This window comes from Alteromonas sp. Cnat2-8, assembly GCF_022348355.1.
GTDB lineage: Bacteria > Pseudomonadota > Gammaproteobacteria > Enterobacterales > Alteromonadaceae > Alteromonas > Alteromonas macleodii.
Genome location: NZ_JAKREX010000001.1, coordinates 62484 through 82967 on the forward strand (window position 1 = coordinate 62484; position 20484 = coordinate 82967).

Here is a 20484-nt window from a genome sequence, read left to right on the forward strand (position 1 = left end):
GCTGAGTTAGCGTACAAGTGTAAGCTAAAATATTTTCATCCTTTTTGTATTTAAGATATTCCGACGAAATACAGGTGTGATTTCTACATTGAGACTATTACTAGATAAATTCACTGATCGCATTTTTCACCATGCCTCTTGGAAGGGCTACTGGGAAGTGCTGATGCAGCAAGTTAGACCCGCGTGGCGCGATGGGTATTTCAGAGCTAGGGTTGTGACCGTAAAAAAACTGAGCACGGATATGCTCGAGGTGTTACTTATACCAGAGAGGTCTTGGCCAACGCATGTTGCAGGGCAACATATCGCATTAACCATAGAAATTAATGGCAGGCTCACCACTCGCGTGTTTACCATAGCGAGTGGTGCTAACACCCGACAAAAAGAAAAGCAGATTCGTCTTGTAACCAAGGTTAAAGCTCAGGGCGCATTAACACCTTATCTTCACTCTTGTGTGCCTAATCAATGGGTAAATATCTCAGCCCCTATGGGGGAATTTATCTGGCCGAAGGTTGAAAAGCCCCTACTTATGATAGCGGGCGGCTCGGGTATAACTCCTTTCATTGCCATGCTTGACGATGCCGTCAACAACGCGCAGCTAAACCATACACCGGTACACTTACTTTATTTTGCTAAGCCAGACGAGCATGTATTACTCAATGAATTATCAGCGTTCAGTCAGCGCTGTGAGCACTTCACCTATGATATTTTGAGCAAACAAAAAGACGGAGACGTAGAAGCGCATTTGTGTAACTTTGCCAATGCACACTGGTTAGTGTGTGGTCCACATGCCATGTTCGAGCAAGTTGGAAGTTATGCAAAAGCGATCAACGTGCCTGTTTCGAGCGAGCACTTCGCTGCGCTTCCTGTGGTGAGCAACACCAGCCTTACCGAAATCGAAACCTTTTCCCTGGTACACAACGGCCAATCTTTGGCTATCGACAATCAGCAAACCCTACTTATACAACTTCAGCAAGCAGAACAACCTGTGATTTATGGCTGTGGCATGGGAATTTGTCATCAATGCCAATGTGTTAAGAAACGGGGCGTAGTGAGAGATACCCGCACGGGTGAGCTTTCAGATAGCGCAGAGCAACTTATTCAGCTGTGTGTATCACAAGCCGTTACTGATTTGGAGATTCAACTATGAACACCAGCGTTGCAATAGACAACCAACACCGTGAAGAAGCCATCGAACAGGCGCATTCTCCGATAAGTGAAACCAAAGCTATTCGGTCAACGAGCACTAAAGAGAAACCGAACTACGAGTTACTTGCCGCTCAGCTTGATGAAATTAAAGCTGACATTAAACGAAAAGTGGGCGCTGAAGATGCGGCCTATATCCGACGTATTATTCTTGTTCAGCGAATTTGCGAGTGGAGCGGACGGATACTTTTAATGTTGGGGTTCATTCAACCGCTGCTCTGGGTTGCCGGCGTATTGAGTTTAGCTACAGCAAAAATTCTCGATAATATGGAAATAGGCCACAACGTAATGCACGGCCAGTACGATTGGATGAACGACAAACACATTAATTCGAAAGGCTATGAGTGGGATATTGCCTGCGATGGTGCGAGCTGGAATCGCGTTCATAATTATGAGCATCACACGTATACCAATATTATTGGGAAAGACAGAGACTTTGGCTACGGCTTGCTTCGCCTGTCAAACGATTTTAGATGGCGTGTAAAAAACCTATGGCAGTTTGCGACTTACATCGTACTTAGTGTTTTATTTCAGTGGGGTGTGTCGTATCACGAAATGGCCGCTGAGCGGGTCTTTTTTGGAAAAAAGAAGGACAACCGTAAGAGTCAGGTTACTCATAGTGAACTAAAGAAGCGCTTTTTTAGCAAGGGCGCACGTCAGTTGGTAAAAGATTATATGCTATTTCCTTTGTTAGCTGGGCCGTTATTTTTATGGGTATTTACCGGCAACCTTTTCGCCAATTTGTTACGCAATTTATGGACATCTACTATTATCTTTTGCGGCCATTTCACTGGTGATGTGGAAACGTTTAAAGAAGAAGATTGTGTTAATGAAACCCGAGGGCAATGGTACTACCGACAAGCGCTGGGCTCGTCGAACATAAAGGGCGGAAACCTGTTTCACGTGCTTACTGGGCATTTAAGCTTTCAAATTGAGCACCACCTGTTTCCAGATATCCCAGCCAGACGCTACCGAGAGATGGCCCCCAAGGTAAAAGCCGTATTCGAAAAACACGGCATGCACTACAACACTGGCGGCTTTTTAAAACAATACGCCAGCGTGTTAAAACGCATTATTCGCTACTCTTTCCCTTAACCAGTTGAAACCCTAACCAGCCGGCCATGGCGCTAGCGCTGGTTAGGCACGTACCCCACGCCCAATCAATCAACATGATAAACAAAGTAAAACCTTCAATAATGCTGTACGCCGTTAAGTTGTAGGCGCCATAACTGGCCAACCCTAGAAGCGCGCCATCGATCCCTGCATAAAGTAACGACTTATCTCTGTTCGCCACCACAGCAAGTACAAACACCACACATCCATACATGAGGTAAAAAACCACCCAAGGCCACGTGATAAATTGACTTCTAAGTAGAGGAGCCATTTCACTTTGATACCAGCCATCCGCAATAACGCCAAGCCACAAGAAGTCGAGCACACCAAAACACACAAAGATTGCAATTAACGACACGACGATGTTTTTCGCAAAGCGAATGATGTTGGAAAGCATGGAACCTATCCCTGTAAATAAGCAAATTGCGGATGCAAGTGATTTAAAATATGAATACGCAAGTGTTGCACAATAAGCGCATCACTTGAATGATAATTCAAGGTAATGCGCATGGGATGGTAATTCACTTAGCTTTCAAATACTCAGCTTTTCATTTTCGCAGCAAGTGTTGCACGCAGAGTTGCAGTTGGACGACCAAGTAGTGATGATAAGGTGCCGCTGTTATCTTGGAGCCACCCCGAGGCGGCGTAATGCTCTGAATCTGCTAACGCTGCTGCCATACCTTCAGGCAGCCCAGCTTTAATGAGTGCTTCTCTATAAGCGCTCTCATCCATGTCTAAAAAACCAATATCTTCGCCGGTAATTTCAGATAGGGTGGAAGCATACTCCATTAGCGTAAAGCCCGTGTCGCCAGCAAGCTCATAAATTTTGCCTGTTTGATTTTGCGATGATAGAAGAACGGCCACTGCGGCGTCTGCATAATCTTGTCGGCTAGCGGTAGACAAAACTCCCTGCTTTGCAGCGCCTGCCACCGCTCCCATCTGCAGTACGCTGTCTACATTATCGGTGTAATTTTCCGTGTACCACCCATTTCGAAGAAACACGAAAGGCGCTGACACATTTTTAAAGTAAGCCTCGGTTTGTTTATGTTCTTGCGCTAACAGCAAAGGAGACGTATCTGCTTTCAACAAACTGGTATAAGCAATGAGGCTAACGTTTTGTGCCATAGCTGCATCTATTACCGCTTTGTGCTGCTCAAAGCGTTTCCCAAACTCTGTACCTGATATTAGCAACAACTTCTCAACACCCTCAAAAGCTGACTTAAGCGTTTCCGGGTTATTATAGTCGGCCTGTCGTACTACTACTCCCAACTGCTTTAATGCGTGTGCGTTATCAGGGTTGCGCACTAGTGCAACAATTGTGTTTGCCTTCTCTGTATTAAGCAGTGTTTGAATAACTTTTTGACCTAATTGTCCGTTAGCGCCGGTTACTGCAATCATAATCTATCCTCTATGAATTAAATGAGTACTGGTTGAACACAGAGGTGATTATGTGCGTGAAACACTGTTATGATAAGTAGACATATACAGAACAAATTGTCACGAATATGAGTACAATTAACTATTCACATCTTAAGGCACTCGCCATATTTGCCAGCGTAGTAGAATGTGGAAGCTTTGCGGAAGCTGCCCGCCGTTTAGGCTCCAGTCGATCTAGAGTTAGCGAGCAAGTGGCAGGTTTAGAAGCATCTCTTGACGTGCGATTACTGCAAAGAACCACTCGACAGCTCATGCTTACTGACGAGGGAAATGCTGTATTTTCCCATGCGAAAAAGTGCCACGAGATTTTGCATGGTATTGATGAAGAGCTGCGTCAAACAGCGCCAAAAGGAAGAGTATCAATAACAGTCACCAACGACATTGCACACAAGTTTTTATTACCGTTGCTGCCTGAGTTCAAGCGCCGCTATCCTGAAATAGATTTACACATAGTGAGCAGTGACGATAAGCTCGACCTTATCGCTCAGAATATTGATGTAGGACTTCGAATTGGTTTGCCACGAGACGACTCGCTCGTCGGTAGGGTCTTATATCAAGAACAATTCGCCTTATATGCTAGCCCTGATTATCTCAAGAAATATGGTGAACCTAAGACTATTGCAGAACTGAATAATCATACCTGGATTTTGCTATCTCAGTTAAATTCACGAATCATGCATTACCTAATGCTGGACAACACACCAATCGACATTACACCCAAACATTACGAGCTGTGTAATTCTCCTCACCTTGTTCAAGAAATGGTCAAAGCAGGGTTGGGAATATCTACGCTGCTACCTTCAACTGTGCAAAAAGAAGTCGCATCTAACGAACTGGTACGAATTTTCCCTTCACTTGGAAGTGAAACCTTGTTGTTTACCTTGGTTTATCCTTCTCGTAAGCATGTGCCAAGCCGTACCCGAGCACTTATTGACTATCTGGTTGAGACTTGTCGCTTCGGCAATGCCGCTTCTTTTTGACGTAAAATGCATAACGTAATGAGTGTTGCTTGTAACGATACGCTCGTTATGAAGTTTGCATACCGAAATGCTTTACTTAAAACTTACACTGGGTGCTGCAACTAAAGAGGCCTTTGAATCTCAAAGTGACGTGGTTCAAATAAGCGTTAAATAAAATGAATAAAACACTATTAGTAATAACGACCTCTTTGATTGTCAGTGCGTGCGCTCATAGGCCACCACCTTTAGACATGGATGAAATATTTTTTGAAACGAAGATCAAGCAAGACGGTACCAAGCTCTTCGCCTTTAGCATTCCGTTAATGCAGCATCGTGACAGTGCCAAAGGTGGCGGTAAAGGCGGCCGTGGTCAGGGAGGCGAACGAAGTGGTCGTGGCGGTCGCCAAGGACAGGAAAATCGCGAAGGCTCGTCACATAGCAGCGATAGAATGACTGAGCAACTTTATACGTCTCTAGATGAGAAACTGGATGAGACCGGTTACTGCCAAACGGGCTTTCTAGAAATAGATACACACCAAACCGAAGATAGGCTTCACCTATTAGGTGAGTGCAATGAAACGGCGAGCGAACTGGACAAAATCGAGTTCCCCAACGTTAATTAACCCGCGTTGTTGTGAAGCGCATTGCCGATGGCGTGCGCTTCATTCAACGTTCGTTTGCTAAACAACCTCTTAGTCAACACACAAGGTATGCTCCACAACGCCGTTAGACACATAGGCTCTACAGCCGAATAAGTCCGTACTTTCTAAACACACGCCGCGCGCCTTTTCTCCCGCTTCCATATTATTGTTTTTCGTAACACAAGCCACTTCGCACTCGCTGCTGTCATTACACGCATTACCAGCATCGTTTGCTGGTAGCACACAAGCATGCGCCTGCTGTCGGCCTACTTTCTTCCAGTTACCACCGTGTTTATCGCACACTTTTTCAGACTCAATGGAATAGGCCTGCTGCACCAAAGGCAAAGAGGTATCAACAACTTGCTCTAATTTTTCGACGTCTTCAACACTCGCGATTGGCTCATCAATAGGTTCTGGGGGCTGAGCGCCACAAGCAGACAACGCTGCACACACGCCTGCTATTAACCAGATCCTAAAACGCTTCTGTGCTCTACTGCTTGCTTGTTTCATTTTTTCTCTCAATTTATTTTACTTTTTAAACCACTACTATTTAAAAGCCAAACTATTTAAGCCCCACATTACTTAAGACCTAATTTATTTAAGACCGCTGCTACTTATGACAACCGCTATTAGATAAGTTCTTACTTTGTCGATAAATCCTTATTTGCTTATTGCGCTATGCCTAATAAATTATCAAACCTATGAAATTTTAGTGCTACCTCGACGGGTCTCTACATACACTTCGCAAAACTAGCAGTATTTACGGACGCTTTATGACACTAAACCAAACCGAAAACATGGTCACCGCATTGCTCACTTTTAGCTTCGCAGTTCTTGGCCTAACATTTTTATTGGGTGCAAACCCCAATGCACTTATCGCTACATTTAATTTCTACTCGTTAGACACTGTGTTGAGCGAGAGTGCCCTTGGTGCTTTTTCTGGTATCGCATTGCTGTTACTACCGTTAATGACCATTGCAGCACGTTTTAACCTTGTTTCAGCAAAAGCAGTAACACTATATGCCGCTTTTGTAACTGCCATTCCATTGCTGACGTTATTATCACCAACGAGATGGATGGCCGATTTAGGGGGCTTCCCGATTATTGGCAGCGGTCAAGGCATCATCAAGTACTTCGCAGTATTACCGCTTTTCCTATTCTTGTTTTATCGCGAAAAATTTTCGCACAAGCAACTGACATACCTCAACTTTGCTCCTGTAGCCATGGTCTTATTATGGATAGGAGGCATGAAGTTTTTCGAGTTTGAAGCTAATGCGATTGTTGGGCTAGTTGAAACATCACCGTTTATGTCGTGGCTATATGCTGTGTTTAGCGTACAGGGGGCATCGAATGTAATTGGTGGGTTTGATGTCCTCTTTGCACTGCTATTGGGTGCCGGCATCTTTACTAAGAACAAGCCGATGGTCATTGCGAGCGGACTGGCTTGTTTATCGGTTTTTCTGATGACACAAACGTTTTTGTTTACTGTGCCGGATACCTTTAACAGCACGACTATCGTCAACCGCCTAGGTCAGTTCGTTATTAAAGACCTTTGGTTTGTCGCTAATCTTGCTGTGGTGGCTTACTTTACGCTGTTCGAGGCAGTTTCACGAGATCGCGAAGAAGCGCAGTTGGGCCAATCGCCACAGTAAGGCTTTACGGCAAAGTCAGGTTAAAGATGTTGTAGTAATTAACAACTACCTCACTTATCGTTTATTCGAAAATGGTCACTTGGTTGCGGCCATTTTCTTTTGCAGTGTAAAGTGCTTGGTCGGCATGGGTTAACATTCTGTCGTGATCTCTCGCGCCATCTGCACTTGCTACACCAATACTGATTGTGACTTTCAGCGTTTGCGCTATAAAACTGAAATCATGTGCTGCCACGATTTTTCGAACATGATCCATAGCCCCCCTTGCATTTACCAAGTCATATTCGGGTAACAACACAGTAAACTCTTCGCCGCCCCACCTTGCACATTTAGCATAATGCGGAACTTCGCGATTTAATATACGGGCCACCTCAGTAATGACTTTATCCCCTACTATGTGAGAGTACTGATCATTTACCTGTTTGAAATGGTCAATATCGATAACGGCAAGACATAGAGGAGATTGTTTCGCTTTAGCCTCTTTAAAATATTGTACAAGCCAGCGGTCGAATGCTCGTCTATTTGCAATGCCGGTTAGATCATCGTGAGTTGCTTGGAACTCGAACCGCTTGGTTTGTAATTCTAGTGATCTGGTTTGTTCATCGACCCTTTGTTTTAAAATCATTTCTGATTTTTTCAAGTGATGAAAACGTACTTTATAAAGTGCATAGATAACAAAACAGAAGAAAAGAAAAACCGAGAATTTAAAAGCAAATGTCTGATAAATGCTTGGTAGCACGCGAATAGAAAATGGTGACGTAATCTCTTGCCAGGTGCCTCCAATGTAACGAGCACGTACTTTAAACTGATAACGACCAGGTGCTAAATTAGTGTATTCAGTCATTCTAAATTGATGACGGTTAACCCAATCTTGGTCATATCCTACTAACATAGCCTGATACTCTATACGCGAAGGCATAGCGAAACCCAACCCTGCATACTGAAACGCAACTCGCGTGGTTAACGGTGTTACGTCTACTTCCCTTTTATCCGTATCAAATTGCTGGTCAGCACCGTCCAGTAGTACCGCCTCTATACTTACCGGAATAGGGAATTCACTCAACATGGCAAGGTTTGCAGGCGTTACTGTGGCAAGCCCTTTCGCAGTAGGAAGCCAAACATTTCCGTCTACATCGACAAACTGAGATGGCTGTGACCCACCATTGATTTGAATACTCGCCAGGCCATTTTCTTCCTTAAAATGCTCAAATTCCAATAATGCACTTGGATGTGTCAGACACTCCTTAAGACTTGATAGTGAAGTGAGAATGACCCCTTGGTTTGAACTTAGCCATACACCGCTGTTGTGATCTATACCGATCGAAAACAGTTTATCTACGGGGAGCCCCTGCGACTTTTCGATTACACTAAGTGCCTTAGTAGCATTGTCAAAATACGCAAGACCTCGATCGGTTGTAATCCAAGTTCCCTTTTCAACAACGCTAAAACTGAACGCGTGCTGCGCATCTGAATGTTCAGGAAACGAAACTACGTGCACAATACCCTGTTGGATATAGGCGAGCCCTATCCCTGTAGCAATCCAGATTCGTCCTTCACGATCTTCTGCCAAGCCCATCGAAAAATGGGCAGGTAGCCCATTTTGTTCATTGAAATGGCTTAGCTTTCCATCTGGCGTTTGTTGAACTACACCTTGCGCCGTGGCATACCAAACACTGTTATCACTCGCTAAAAGAATGGCCCTTACTTCATTACTCGGTAACCCTAAATGTCTATTGAGGTAAGGAGTAAGTTGGTCATTTTCATATCGCAGCACACCTTTTGTGTAGGTGCCGACTAACGTTACCTCTTCAGTTACCGCTGCCAAACTGAGTACAGAGAAAGCTTCACCTGTAGTGAGCGATGCGCTGGAAAACGCATCATTGGAAAATATATCTAATCCAGCACTTCCACCTGATAAAAGTTTGCCATCAGACGTTTGCAAAACAGTTCGCAAAAAGTCTCCACTCATTCCTTGGCTTTGCGAGAATGTGGTAAATAGCGCACGACGCAGCCTAAACAAACCACCATTAGTGCCAATCCAGATATTTTTTTCCAAATCTTCAAGCAGTGAAAAAACGCGGTTATTGGGAAGACCTGCTGTTGCATCCAGTTTTTCTAGGCCTAAGTCACTTAGACGATAAAGGCCATGATTGATGGTGCCTACCCAAATGCTATTTTGATGATCAAGCAAAATACTACTAATTGATTTGTCGGCAAGTGAGCTGTGAAGTAGCGCGAAGGTACCGTTTCTTTGCTGCCAAACACCGTGTTCCGTGCCAACTAAAACACGTTTTTTGCTATCAAGAGCGAGAGTAAATGATGGACCAGAGAGTATGTTGTGGTCGGGTACAGCTAGCTGAAATTTATCGTTTATGTATTTGAATAACCCTTGGTTTGTTGCAAACCAGATTACGCCAAATCCGTCTTCGATTATGCGGTAAGCACTCGAATTTACAATGTATTCTTTTTGCGTGCCGTCAGGCGTTCTCATTGCAATCCCCGTGTCTTCCAGCGCAAACCACAACACGTTATTACTGTCTCTGAATGCATGATTAACCATTGAAGACAGAGGTGCTTGAGCATGCCACTGCTCTGCGATAAGCGACGTTACACCGCCTCGGTTTCCTGCCACCAGTAGCTCGTCGCGGGGCTTGTTGTAATACAAGCTTCGAATGCCGGAGTCTGGTAATCCTGTTTGCGCGCCGCGGGTAAATACAGTGAACTGCTGACCATTAAACCGAGCAACACCTTCCCAAGTACCCGCCCATAGATACCCATTGGACGTTTGTGCTAATGCGTGAATACTATTGTGAGGAAGCCCGTCTTTCGTTCCCCACGATTGAGGGAAATACCGGTTGAGCGGCATGAGCTGAGAAGACTCTACCGAAAAGCCATCTATGGGTATCACCCACAGCAAACACATCACAAAAGTGAGAGACACAAACTTCAATGGCTTCTCGGTACATTATTAGATAGACGATGTAATAATACCTCTATCTATTAACTAACACAAAAATTGTGGTTTTTAGTTATCTTCGGTCAACGACAAGCTAATCCAGACTAACCTGTGATCTGAGCTGGCTTCGCGGTCTTTAACTAATCGATATAGGTCACTGGTTTTTGCAGGCCAGAAAACGCCAGCATCGTTCACATCGAAACCAAATCGAGATGGCAAAACATAGTCAGCTCTGGCTCCCCAATAGGCAGTAAAGCGGTTACTAAACTCTGCACCTGACGCGCCTGCACCACCTGCGCTTGTTGGAATGATGTCGTTATTAACTAACGGGTGCTCGGTCAACTGTTCAATTACACCCTCGCGATGTTTATCTCCAATATCCGCCGCGTTAAAATCACCAACAAGTACAAAACGCGCGTTCTCTGACAGGCTGACTTTCTCGCCATTATCATCGTAAATGTAGTCCCCTTTATCCGGAGAAAGATAATCTGCCATAAGCCTAATTTCGTCAAAGTTGCGCTTGCCGTTGCGATCCTCGCTTCCATCGAAATTAGGTGGTGTTGGATGCATAGCAAGTATGTGTACGGTTTTGCCCGCTACTTTCACCGGCACATCCCAGTGAGACTTAGAACTCAACCTTAGCGCGGCCCACTCTTCTACGTCGTACCATGGCTTGCCCTTATCAGTACTTCCGCTCTCATCGGGAATAATAGGAACCTGTGGATGAGGCATGTGATGCCATTTAAACGTCTGAAAGGTGCGAATACCATCAACATCAATAGGGTATTTCGACAAAAGCGCCATGCCATATTGCCCGGGATAAAGCCCAAAGCCATATGCATCGCCACCAAAACCTTCTGCTTTGCCATTGTTATCTAAGTCGAATTTCGTGGGCTCCCCTGTGTTGACTGTGGCCACATACGTATATGGGTAATCCACAGGCTCAAGGCCGCCTTGTGAAACATTCAGGTAGTTCTTAACAAATGCATCTACCCCTTTACGCTTATCTGCAATGTAGTCAAATTCATTCAACATCAAGATATCGGGGTTAACGCGTTGAATAATTTCAGCAATGTTTTTAACTTGGCTATGCTCACCCGTTGAAAGAACGTATTGAAGTACCTGATCGCTTGGCTCCATACCCAACGCTTTGTAGTTAGTGGCTTCCATACTTACATTAAACGTTGCGACTTTAAGCATTTGCTCTTCTTGCGAGCTAGCCAGGGTAGATACAAATAATGCGGGTAAAAAAGCTATTGCACAGAAAAGCGCCTTATTTTTCATGTTGTTACCTGTAAGTAAAAGCGAAATGCAAAGATAGCAACTTTTGCGGCTTATCTGAACTTTTTTGTTTTATTAAAGATCGTTGTATCAACAACGATGGTCATGCTCTCGCCCTTACATAAAAACGGAATTTATTTTCACAAATGAGACCCATTAAAGAAATATTTTTTACTATAAAACACTAATACTAAAATAATAGAATCAAATACTCGCTCTTAACTGATATTCTAATTTTGTTTTATACAGCTAGCGTCAAGCGAACTACGCTTAACGTTTCACATTTTGGGTGAATGAGAGAAAGTTATGAAAAGCTGGGTTTCAAAAGCGATCAATATTATCAATGCAGATTATCAACGTTCGGCTGATACGCACTTAATCAAATTAGAGCAGATCGCTTTTAGAGATATTGATATCTACCTTAAAGATGAAAGCACCCATCCAACAGGCAGCCTAAAGCACCGTCTAGCCCGGTCCCTTTTTCTGTACGCCCTTTGTAATGGAAAAATTGTAGAAGGAACTACTGTGGTTGAAGCCTCGTCAGGCAGTACAGCGGTGTCTGAAGCTTACTTTGCTAAAATGATTGGCGTTCCGTTTGTTGCGGTTATGCCTAAATCTACCGCCCAAAGTAAAATCGCGCTTATTGAGCGATATGGCGGGCAGTGTCACTTTGTAGATTGCCCTACGCAAATGCACAGCGAAGCAACCAAAGTAGCTCACGAGCTTAATGGCTACTTTATGGATCAGTTCCTTTTCGCAGAGCGCGCTACAGATTGGCGTGGCAATAACAATATTGCTGAGAGTATCTTTGAGCAAATGAAAGCCGAGCCCCACCCTATTCCACACACCGTGGTTATGAGTGCAGGTACAGGTGGAACATCAGCCACCATAGGGCGTTACATTCGCTACAAAGGTCTCTCTTCTCAGCTTGTCGTGGTAGATCCAGAATTCAGTGTGTTTTTTGATAGCTTCAAAAACAACGATCATACACTTACTGCTACCCGTGGTAGCCGCATCGAAGGGATAGGACGCCCTAAAGTGGAAGCCTCTTTTCAACATGACGTAATAGATGACATGATTGCCGTTCCCGATGCCGCCAGTATTGCAACCATGCATTGGTTAAACAACACCATGGGAATTAAAGCCGGCCCGTCTACCGGCACTAACCTATGGGGCGCATTAAGTATTGCTGAACAAATGAAGCAGCGAGGAGAAGTGGGATCGATCGTAACGCTTATGTGCGACAGCGGAGAGCGGTATGGTGAAACTTACTATAATGCTGGTTGGGTAGAAAAGACCATTGGCTCACTCGATGAATACACCACCAAACTAGAGGCCATCGGAGCCCCTGCTTAAATAGCCTGTTTCTGCTGTTTAAAGTGCTGGGGCGTTATGTATCGCGCAGCACTTTATTCAAAGCGTTTATCTCTATACATTGGCGATATACTTCTCATTGATAAAGCGCGCAAAATTATGATCAAAATAAAAAACGTTGTTAGCTGTACAGTTGCATTTGCCACAGCGTTTGCTGCACACACTGCCTTTGCTACCATTTCGTCGACTGTTGAAACTGCGAACACAAGCAACACTAGTATTAACCGAGCCGCAGACGCGACCGCCAACACTGACATTCCTAACAACAATTACGAAAGCGTTTTTGCTAACCTCGCGCTTCATTGTATTCATCAAGAGTTTCCAAATGTAGTGAAACACATGATGAATAACGGCGATGACGTTAAGGCACCCAATCAACTCTACCCTTCATTTTATGGTTGTTTAGACTGGCACTCGTCGGTTCATGGCCATTGGCTTTTAGTAAGAATGCTAAACACTGCGCAAGATGCAGTGGATAAGGATGAGATCATTGAAAAGCTCAACATCAGCTTTACGCCTAAAAATATCCAAGGTGAATTGACGAGCCTTAAGCGTGAAAACAATGCCTCATTTGAACGCCCCTATGGTCTTGCTTGGTTCCTGCAGCTAACCGCTGAACTACGTCAATCTTCCCTTCCTGAAGCAACAAAATGGCTAAATACTTTACGTCCTCTCGAGGACGAAATTGTAGCCAGAGTAAGCGCATGGTTACCCAAATTAGCTTACCCAATCCGTACGGGTGAGCATAGCCAAACCGCCTTTGCTTTTGGCTTAATGTTGGATTGGGCGAAAACAGCAGGTAATAAGGAGTTTGAAGCGCTGTTAACGTCCAGGGTGAAAGACTACTATCAAGACGATACACAGTGCCCTCTTGCCTACGAGCCTTCGGGACAAGATTTCTTATCACCGTGTTTGGCCGAAGCTGATTTAATGCGAAGAGTAATGTCTAAAAAGGACTATAGCCAATGGCTTTCAGCGTTCTTTCCAAGCCTCACAGCTAGAACATCAAATTGGCTAGCTCCCGCTACAGTGACTGACAAGACGGATGGTAAACTCGCTCACCTAGACGGGCTAAACATCAGCCGAGCGTGGATGATAGAAGGCATAATGCAAGCTTTGCCTGAAGGTGACAAACGCTTACCTGTGCTTAAGAAAGCATTAAGTTCACATCGTGAGGCCGGGCTCAACGCGGTGTTTGGTGACATGCACTATATGGGCAGCCATTGGCTTGGCAGCTTTGCTAGCTACTTAGAAACACAGCGCGGTTTGAATTAACTTATATCCTACTAAAGTGTGAGATGAATGAGCACTAAAGTGCTATTCGTCTCACACGCCTACCGTGGCATGCTCATTCTATGGTGATATGAATAAAGCGCAGCTATGGAAATTTTACTTGTTGATGATCACGCAATAGTGAGAGAAGGCTTTTCTACGCTGTTATCTTCGGTACTCGAAGGCGCTGTCGTCACCAATGCAAAAAATGCGCAGCAAGCCACAAATGCACTTCGTGCCAACCACTTCGACCTCATTATTTTAGACATTAATTTAGGAACCACCAGCGGACTCACGCTAGCGGAATATATTGTTCAGCGCTGGGAGCACGCAAAAGTACTTATGTTCAGCATGTTCGATGATATTTCCATCATCGATAGAGCTATGAAACTAGGGGCAATGGGGTATGTTAGTAAACAAAGTGAACCTGATGTACTGATAAGCGCGGTGACATCTATCATTAAAGGCCGCCGTTATTTAGAACACAATACTGCCATTGAGCTCGCTACATTCAACCTGTCACATTCCGGAGGCAACTTAACAGATCTGACACAAAGAGAGTTGGATATATTCCTTGGTATAGCGAACGGGCTTTGCCGAAAACAGGTCGCTGAAAGCCTCAACATTTCTGAAAAGACGGTCTCAAACGTTATCACCCAGCTCAAGCGAAAGCTTGAGCTACAGACAAATGCCGAGTTTGTTCACCTTGCTATAAAGCAGGGTTATATCAAAATTGCCAGCTAAACAAGCGTCACAAAACAAGGTCGGGAAAACTTCCCTGTACTTTCGTATCTTTTTTATACCCCTTTGGTACTAACTTTGTCTCATGATAAAGATACCTCATGCAAATCAATATATTAGCGTTTTCATTACACTTCAATCTAAGGGAATTTTTCCCGTATTTTGAAGGACGGAATCCGTTTATCAGGGCCTCTACTTAGTTACATACTGTTAACACAACATCAAGGTAACAGTGGAAATAAAACTATGGCTAAGTTCTATTCAAAGGCTTCATTGGCCTTAAGCGTAATTATTGGTTTAGGTACGAGTTCACATTTATATGCGGACGATGGCGTGACATGGGCAGACATTGAAAATGATGCCAAGACGCCTGAGAACGTACTGATGTATGGTATGGGTCCAGAAGCTCAGCGTTACAGCGGACTTGATCAAATCAACAAAGAAAATGTACACATGCTATCTCCGGCTTGGGTGATGAGTTTTGGTGATGAAAAGCAACGGGGTCAAGAGTCCCAAGCAATCGTGTACGACGGTATTGTCTATGTAACCGGTAGCTACTCCCGTATCTACGCCTATGAAGCAAAAACAGGTAAGAAGTTGTGGGACTACGCCCACCGCCTTCCAGAAGGTATTCGACCGTGTTGTGACGTGGTAAATCGCGGCGCAGCAATTTATGGTGACTTAGTCTTTTTCGGTACGCTGGATGCTGGCGTTGTTGCCCTTGACCGGCTAACGGGCAAAGTAAAATGGAAGAAGCGCTTTGAAGACTATCGTGCAGGCTACACCATGACGGGGGCACCTACGATTGTTAAAGACCAAAAGTCAGGAAAGGTCATGCTTATTCACGGTTCATCAGGTGATGAGTTTGGTGTTGTAGGAAAACTGTTTGCACGCGATCCTGAAACCGGTGAAGAGATTTGGATGCGTCCATTTGTTGAAGGGCACATGGGCAGATTAAATGGAAAAGACAGCACACCCACGGGTGGTTCATACGAAGTGACAACGTGGCCAAAGGATGAAAACGGCGAAATGGTTGAGGCTTGGCACCACGGTGGTGGCGCACCATGGCAGAGTGCAAGCTTCGATGTTGAAACTAACACTATCATCATAGGTGCAGGTAACCCCGCTCCTTGGAATACATGGAAACGCACCGCCAAAGGCGGCGACCCACGAGATTGGGATAACCTTTATACTTCTGGACAAGTGGGTGTAGATGCAACCACTGGTAAGGTTAAATGGTTCTATCAACATACACCTAACGACGCATGGGATTTCTCTGGCAACAATGAACTTGTTCTATTCGACTATTACGATAATGGAAAGCTCATAAAAGCGACGGCTCATGCAGACAGAAATGGCTTTTTCTATGTAGTTAACAGACAAAACGGTGAATTCATCAGAGGCTTTCCCTTTGTAGATAACATTACGTGGGCCACACATATAGACCCTGACACGGGTCGCCCAGTTGAAGTAGAAGGACAGCGCCCACCACTGCCTGAGCCGGGTGAAAAACGAGGAAAGTCAATAGAGGTATCGCCTCCATTCTTGGGCGGGAAGAACTGGAACCCGATGGCCTACAGCCAGAATACCGGCTGGTTCTATATGGGCGCAAACCACTGGAAAGAAGACTACTGGACGGAAGAAGTGACCTATAAGAAAGGTGCCGCTTACCTAGGACAGGGTTTTAGAATTAAGCGCATGTATGACGACCATGTGGGCGTACTTCGTGCCGTAGACCCCATTTCAGGTGAAATAAAATGGACACACAAAGAGAAACTTCCTATGTGGGCTGGGGTACTGGCGACGAAAGGCGGACTCATTATTACCGGAACGGGCGATGGCTATGTCAAAGCTTTCGATGAGGAAACCGGTGAAGAACTTTGGAAGTTCCAAACGGGCTCGGGCATCATTTCGTGCCCTATCACCTGGGAAGAGGATGGTGAGCAATACATCGGCTTAGCGTCGGGGTATGGTGGTGCAGTACCGCTATGGGGAGGAGATATGGCTGAACTCACCAAACCTGTCGCGCAAGGTGGTTCGTTCTGGGTATTTAAACTTCCTAATCACAATAAAAAGCAAAACGTAGCTAAACAATAGCTTTATCTTTGCAACAAACCAAACCGAGAGGCGGTGAAAACGCCTCTCGGCATTAAGGAGCTCTCATGCGCTTACGTTTTCAAGCAACCAAACAACTCCCCATATTATTAGTTGTCCTATATTCAGCAACTGCCAGTGCCATTCCCGATTTCGAAGATGACGTGGAAATTATCAACGGATGTGAAATAAAACCAAAGACAGTGTGTAGCGACACAGACTTAAGCGGTGCTGATTTGAGCCATGCAAATTTGCACGGAGCAGTATTCACCAACGTTAAGTTCAACAAAACAGATTTAAGGCACGCCAACTTAAGCTATGCGACGTTTAAGAAAAGTAGCCTAGATCACGCTGATTTAGCTACCGCCAACTTAAAACACGCAGATTTACGCAGCTCAAAAGTTCGCAACGCTAACTTAGAAGGCGTAGATGGCTGGGCGCTTTTCGGTCAAGGGGTTGATTTCACTAACTCCAACTTTTCAGGTGCTAACCTGGACCAAGCGCGTTTATCAGGTGCGACAATGGTAAACACCAACTTACGTGCTGCACGCTTAGAGCGGGTTTGGATGAACAAAGCAAACTTTGAAGGTGCTTCACTGATTAACGCCAATATTCAGGAAGCAAAACTGAACGATGCAAGTTTGTATCGAGCGAACCTAACCGGCACGCGCATCCACTACGCAACATTTCAGGGCACTTTCATGGACGAATGTATAAACTGTCCTATTAACTGGTAACTGTGATTGGGTGGAAAGAAAACATTGAGCCGTTCGATATAGCCAGCGCCCATTACCTTCACTAATACCCATTCATACTTACTTTCTTAATATCCCCACTTTTGCTCCCATTCATCTAAAAGAGGGGGACATTCAGAGAAAAGCGTTGGGTAGTTCTCATACTTTTGCATTGAAGACTTATACACTGGTTGACTAACTTGATAGTAGCTCGGTGTTTGGAACAAAGGCGAACTATTACTTTCTAAGGTCTTAGTCTCCCCTTCTGTCAGCCCTGAAAACTGATATATGGATGCTATAGAAGATTCAGGGTCAGCAACAACATCTTCATATTTAATGCTTATTGCTCTGTCCCTTAAGATTGGTTCCATTTTTTCCCAGCACGTGAAGACTTTATTATAAGCCTCAGCGAATTGCTCAACGGTGTACAAGTTTATTTCCTCGAACTGTAAACAACTCAACGCAACTGCCTTCGGGTTACGTAGGCAACAAAGTACTTTTGCGTTAGGAAATAAGGTCAACATTGCAGGTAAATAAGGGAAGTTAAGCGGCATCTTATCTACGATGAGTTTATTGCTGTCAACACTAGGAGAATAAGCCGTTAAATGCTTAAGATAGTCATTTGCCAAAGCGTCTAGTTCACTTTGGTTTGTCCGCTTTATATCACCCGTCTCAGGGTCAACAATCTCGCGTTCAACCATCTGGTTATAAAAGGTTTCGACAGCATCTGTTTCTTCTAATAACTCAACATTCGCATTTTTAAGTAACAAACTTTCTATCAATGTCGTTCCCGAACGAGGAAATCCAACAATAAAGAGAATGTTTGTGCTGTTACTTGACGTGTTAACGATAGGAGAAGGTGATACATCAAAACCATTGAGCATGACGCCAGAGGACAAATCTGCGAATTTACTGGAATGAAGGTTATTCACGTTATGTGCGATAAACCTGATGACCTCTTCGGCATCGCTAAAACGCTTGAGCTTTTCAAGGGTTCTAATCTTCTGGTAAAGATGAGGAAGGCTTTTGGGTTGTTTTACTAAGAAGTGCTCGTTAATTCGCAGCCCCTCTTCAAACTCTCCTTTTGCGAAGGCCAACAGCGAACGTTTTAACTCGTGTTGCTCCTTGTCGCCCTCAGCTTGAATTAATTGAATTTTGCCAAGAAACTTCTCAGCTTCAGCTAGCTCACGCCTGTTTTCGTTAATATTAAAGGCCAGCTCTAGTAACTGAATGTTATCGGTGTTTTCAAACTTTCTATTGAGGACATCAAGGTTGTCTTTAGTGGCATTGAGTAGCCAAGAAACATAGTCTAAGTACGTCAGTAACTCTTCTTTATCCGATGAATCAGCGAGGGAAAGTGATTTTTCAAGATGACGCTTTGCATGAACGTAACGCTTCGACTCCAATGCTGACAACGCCAAAAAATAGTGGATCGAATAAGAATCTGAGTACGTTGAACTTAGCATATTACTCTGCTTAGCTAATTCTCCTCTCGAATGGATTCTGTAACATGCTTCTGTATACAGTTCAGCGCTAAGTTTATCGCTTAGATGAAGACCCTCTCTTTTAATATGCGCGACCAACTGAGACCATTTTTCCTGCTGATAAAGACACTTACTCAGGCTTTGTCCGTACTGAATATTTTTAGGATTTTTTGCTATTGCTTTTTCATATGCTAACTGTGCTTCTTCATATCGGCCAAGCTCAGACATTAAATTTCCAAGTGCATGAAAAGCAACGTGGTAGTTTGGGTTAATTGCTATCGCTTTTGAAAGCTGCTTTTGTGCGTCATCAAACCGCTCAGCTTCTTTTAGCAATAGACCATAATTATACGCCACATCAGTGTTTTGAGGATAATCAGACTGAAGGCTTTCAAATATTTCAAACGACGTAGTAAATTCAGCAACCTTTCCTAGTGCCGTAGCATATACCATTTTTGCCATTGGATGCTGCTCATAGACAGGAGAAAGCGTCGATATGACTCGGCTAAATTCACCGGCACCGAACGCCTGCATTGCTTGATTTATTATTTCTTGAGTAAGTTTCATGAATATTTTATTTTTGGAGATATGTGCGTCTGTAGCAGATTTTGCAGTAATGATTTGTCTATAGTAACACGCTAAAAGTTGAATTTAAGCACCCTCAACTAACCGTGCACAAAACTAAAACCTCGAACATTCACCGAAGACTAGCCACGTGTAGATACTGCAATTACAAGGTGGCCAGTTTTTATTTAGTAGGCTTCAAATTTGATTACCTACTTTCAGCTATTTTACTTTGGCGGCAAGCTCGGCAGTTTCTTTACCCAAATTTTTAAGCTGCTTAATCGTCTTTTCATCCGTAATTGCGCCATCTTCCATAAGCGTATTTACCTTCGCAATAGCTTTTTGGTTCGGCAGCACCATAGTACCTAGATTTTCAAGTAACATTCTTAGTACCACCAGCACGCGCATGCCGCCTAGCCCACCAGCAGACGCAGCCATAATTCCAGCCACCTTACCGCGATATGCTTGTAATGGCTTTTCGCCTTCCCCCATGCGCGATGCCCAGTCGATGGCATTCTTTAGCAGTGCGGGATAGCTTGAGTTGTATTCTGGTGAAGCAATAAGAAAACCATCATGTCTCATTAGCAATTCTTTGAACGCCTGTGCTTTTTCAGGCATACCAAACTCGGCTTCCTCATCTTCATTAAACAACGGCATTTGAAAGTCAGCGAGGTCTATAACGGTAACCTCTGCGCCAGCCTCACGTGCGCCCTCTGCGGCAACTTTCATAATAGCTTGGTTGAATGAACCTTTACGGGTACTACCTGCAAATGCAAGGATCTTAGTCATTTGAGTTTCCTGTCGTTAATTTAAGTAGTGTTCTAGTTGTCTGATTTATAGGAAGCTATCGCCCAATCGGTTCTAATCGAAATGTTATACCACTGTACCTGCGGTTACACGCCGCGATTACGAACATTTTAAGTCTCGCTGAGTACGCAATAATCTATGCCCACTGGTATAAGGATCACGATTAGCGCAAACGAGC

At 44.2% G+C, this 20484-nt stretch carries 17 protein-coding genes; 10 read left to right on the plus strand and 7 right to left on the minus strand.

Annotation, left to right across the window (positions count from 1 at the left end; all coding sequences use genetic code 11):
- The first annotated feature begins 88 nt into the window (after nucleotides 1-88).
- Both MHN00_RS00270 and MHN00_RS00275 read left to right on the plus strand, forming a co-directional pair.
- Nucleotides 89-1147, plus strand: coding sequence for an FAD-binding oxidoreductase (locus MHN00_RS00270; RefSeq protein WP_239299808.1), 1059 nt, complete (start codon nucleotides 89-91; stop codon nucleotides 1145-1147).
- Nucleotides 1144-2298 carry an acyl-CoA desaturase gene (locus MHN00_RS00275; protein ID WP_239299810.1) on the plus strand — a complete coding sequence of 385 codons (1155 nt, stop codon included), beginning with the start codon at nucleotides 1144-1146 and terminating at the stop codon, nucleotides 2296-2298. Before MHN00_RS00270 ends, MHN00_RS00275 begins: the two co-directional genes overlap by 4 nt.
- Here MHN00_RS00275 and MHN00_RS00280 read toward each other — a convergent pair.
- Both MHN00_RS00280 and MHN00_RS00285 read right to left on the minus strand, forming a co-directional pair.
- Nucleotides 2276-2713, minus strand: a complete 438-nt coding sequence (locus tag MHN00_RS00280; protein WP_014948742.1) for a DUF2177 family protein — start codon at nucleotides 2711-2713, stop codon at nucleotides 2276-2278. The two genes, MHN00_RS00275 and MHN00_RS00280, sit on opposite strands and share 23 nt — an antisense overlap.
- Nucleotides 2714-2856: 143 nt before the next feature.
- Nucleotides 2857-3714, minus strand: a complete 858-nt coding sequence (locus MHN00_RS00285) for an SDR family oxidoreductase (protein WP_049585798.1) — start codon at nucleotides 3712-3714, stop codon at nucleotides 2857-2859.
- A 107-nt stretch (nucleotides 3715-3821) separates the two neighbouring features.
- On the opposite strand from MHN00_RS00285, the gene MHN00_RS00290 reads away from it, so the two are divergent.
- Nucleotides 3822-4733, plus strand: coding sequence for a LysR family transcriptional regulator (locus tag MHN00_RS00290; protein WP_239299812.1), 912 nt, complete (start codon nucleotides 3822-3824; stop codon nucleotides 4731-4733).
- Nucleotides 4734-4963: 230 nt separating this feature from the next.
- Nucleotides 4964-5335 carry a hypothetical protein gene (locus tag MHN00_RS00295; RefSeq protein ID WP_014975967.1) on the plus strand — a complete coding sequence of 124 codons (372 nt, stop codon included), beginning with the start codon at nucleotides 4964-4966 and terminating at the stop codon, nucleotides 5333-5335.
- A gap of 69 nt (nucleotides 5336-5404) precedes the next feature.
- On the opposite strand, the gene MHN00_RS00300 is transcribed toward MHN00_RS00295, so the two are convergent.
- Nucleotides 5405-5863 (minus strand): hypothetical protein, encoded by a 459-nt coding sequence (locus MHN00_RS00300; RefSeq protein WP_239299814.1) that lies wholly within the window; start codon nucleotides 5861-5863, stop codon nucleotides 5405-5407.
- Nucleotides 5864-6126: 263 nt separating this feature from the next.
- On the opposite strand from MHN00_RS00300, the gene MHN00_RS00305 reads away from it, so the two are divergent.
- Nucleotides 6127-7005: a DUF417 family protein gene (locus MHN00_RS00305; RefSeq protein ID WP_239299817.1), complete on the plus strand. Its 879-nt coding sequence runs from the start codon at nucleotides 6127-6129 to the stop codon at nucleotides 7003-7005.
- Between the two features lie 61 nt (nucleotides 7006-7066).
- Here the strand turns inward: MHN00_RS00305 and MHN00_RS00310 are convergent, their stop codons facing one another.
- Nucleotides 7067-9925, minus strand: coding sequence for a diguanylate cyclase (locus tag MHN00_RS00310; protein ID WP_343213207.1), 2859 nt, complete (start codon nucleotides 9923-9925; stop codon nucleotides 7067-7069).
- 102 nt (nucleotides 9926-10027) lie between these two features.
- A complete protein-coding gene (locus MHN00_RS00315; protein ID WP_239299819.1) occupies nucleotides 10028-11242 on the minus strand; it encodes an endonuclease/exonuclease/phosphatase family protein in 1215 nt (404 codons plus the stop codon).
- A 303-nt stretch (nucleotides 11243-11545) separates the two neighbouring features.
- On the opposite strand from MHN00_RS00315, the gene MHN00_RS00320 reads away from it, so the two are divergent.
- From MHN00_RS00320 to MHN00_RS00340, 5 genes are all read left to right on the plus strand, one after another.
- Complete coding sequence (locus tag MHN00_RS00320) at nucleotides 11546-12595, plus strand: PLP-dependent cysteine synthase family protein (RefSeq protein ID WP_110287728.1); 1050 nt, start codon at nucleotides 11546-11548, stop codon at nucleotides 12593-12595.
- Nucleotides 12596-12631: 36 nt separating this feature from the next.
- On the plus strand, nucleotides 12632-13888 hold the full coding sequence (locus MHN00_RS00325) for a DUF2891 domain-containing protein (protein ID WP_239299822.1): 1257 nt from the start codon (nucleotides 12632-12634) through the stop codon (nucleotides 13886-13888).
- Nucleotides 13889-13993: 105 nt separating this feature from the next.
- On the plus strand, nucleotides 13994-14629 hold the full coding sequence (locus MHN00_RS00330) for a response regulator transcription factor (protein WP_014975961.1): 636 nt from the start codon (nucleotides 13994-13996) through the stop codon (nucleotides 14627-14629).
- Nucleotides 14630-14872: 243 nt separating this feature from the next.
- Nucleotides 14873-16723 carry a methanol/ethanol family PQQ-dependent dehydrogenase gene (locus MHN00_RS00335; protein WP_239299824.1) on the plus strand — a complete coding sequence of 617 codons (1851 nt, stop codon included), beginning with the start codon at nucleotides 14873-14875 and terminating at the stop codon, nucleotides 16721-16723.
- 65 nt (nucleotides 16724-16788) lie between these two features.
- Nucleotides 16789-17457, plus strand: a complete 669-nt coding sequence (locus MHN00_RS00340; protein ID WP_239299826.1) for a pentapeptide repeat-containing protein — start codon at nucleotides 16789-16791, stop codon at nucleotides 17455-17457.
- 86 nt (nucleotides 17458-17543) lie between these two features.
- On the opposite strand, the gene MHN00_RS00345 is transcribed toward MHN00_RS00340, so the two are convergent.
- Entirely contained in the window at nucleotides 17544-19502 is a 1959-nt protein-coding gene (locus MHN00_RS00345) for a sulfotransferase (protein WP_101563764.1), read from the minus strand.
- 219 nt (nucleotides 19503-19721) lie between these two features.
- Nucleotides 19722-20288, minus strand: a complete 567-nt coding sequence (locus MHN00_RS00350) for an NAD(P)H-dependent oxidoreductase (RefSeq protein ID WP_239299828.1) — start codon at nucleotides 20286-20288, stop codon at nucleotides 19722-19724.
- Between the last annotated feature and the right edge of the window lie 196 nt (nucleotides 20289-20484).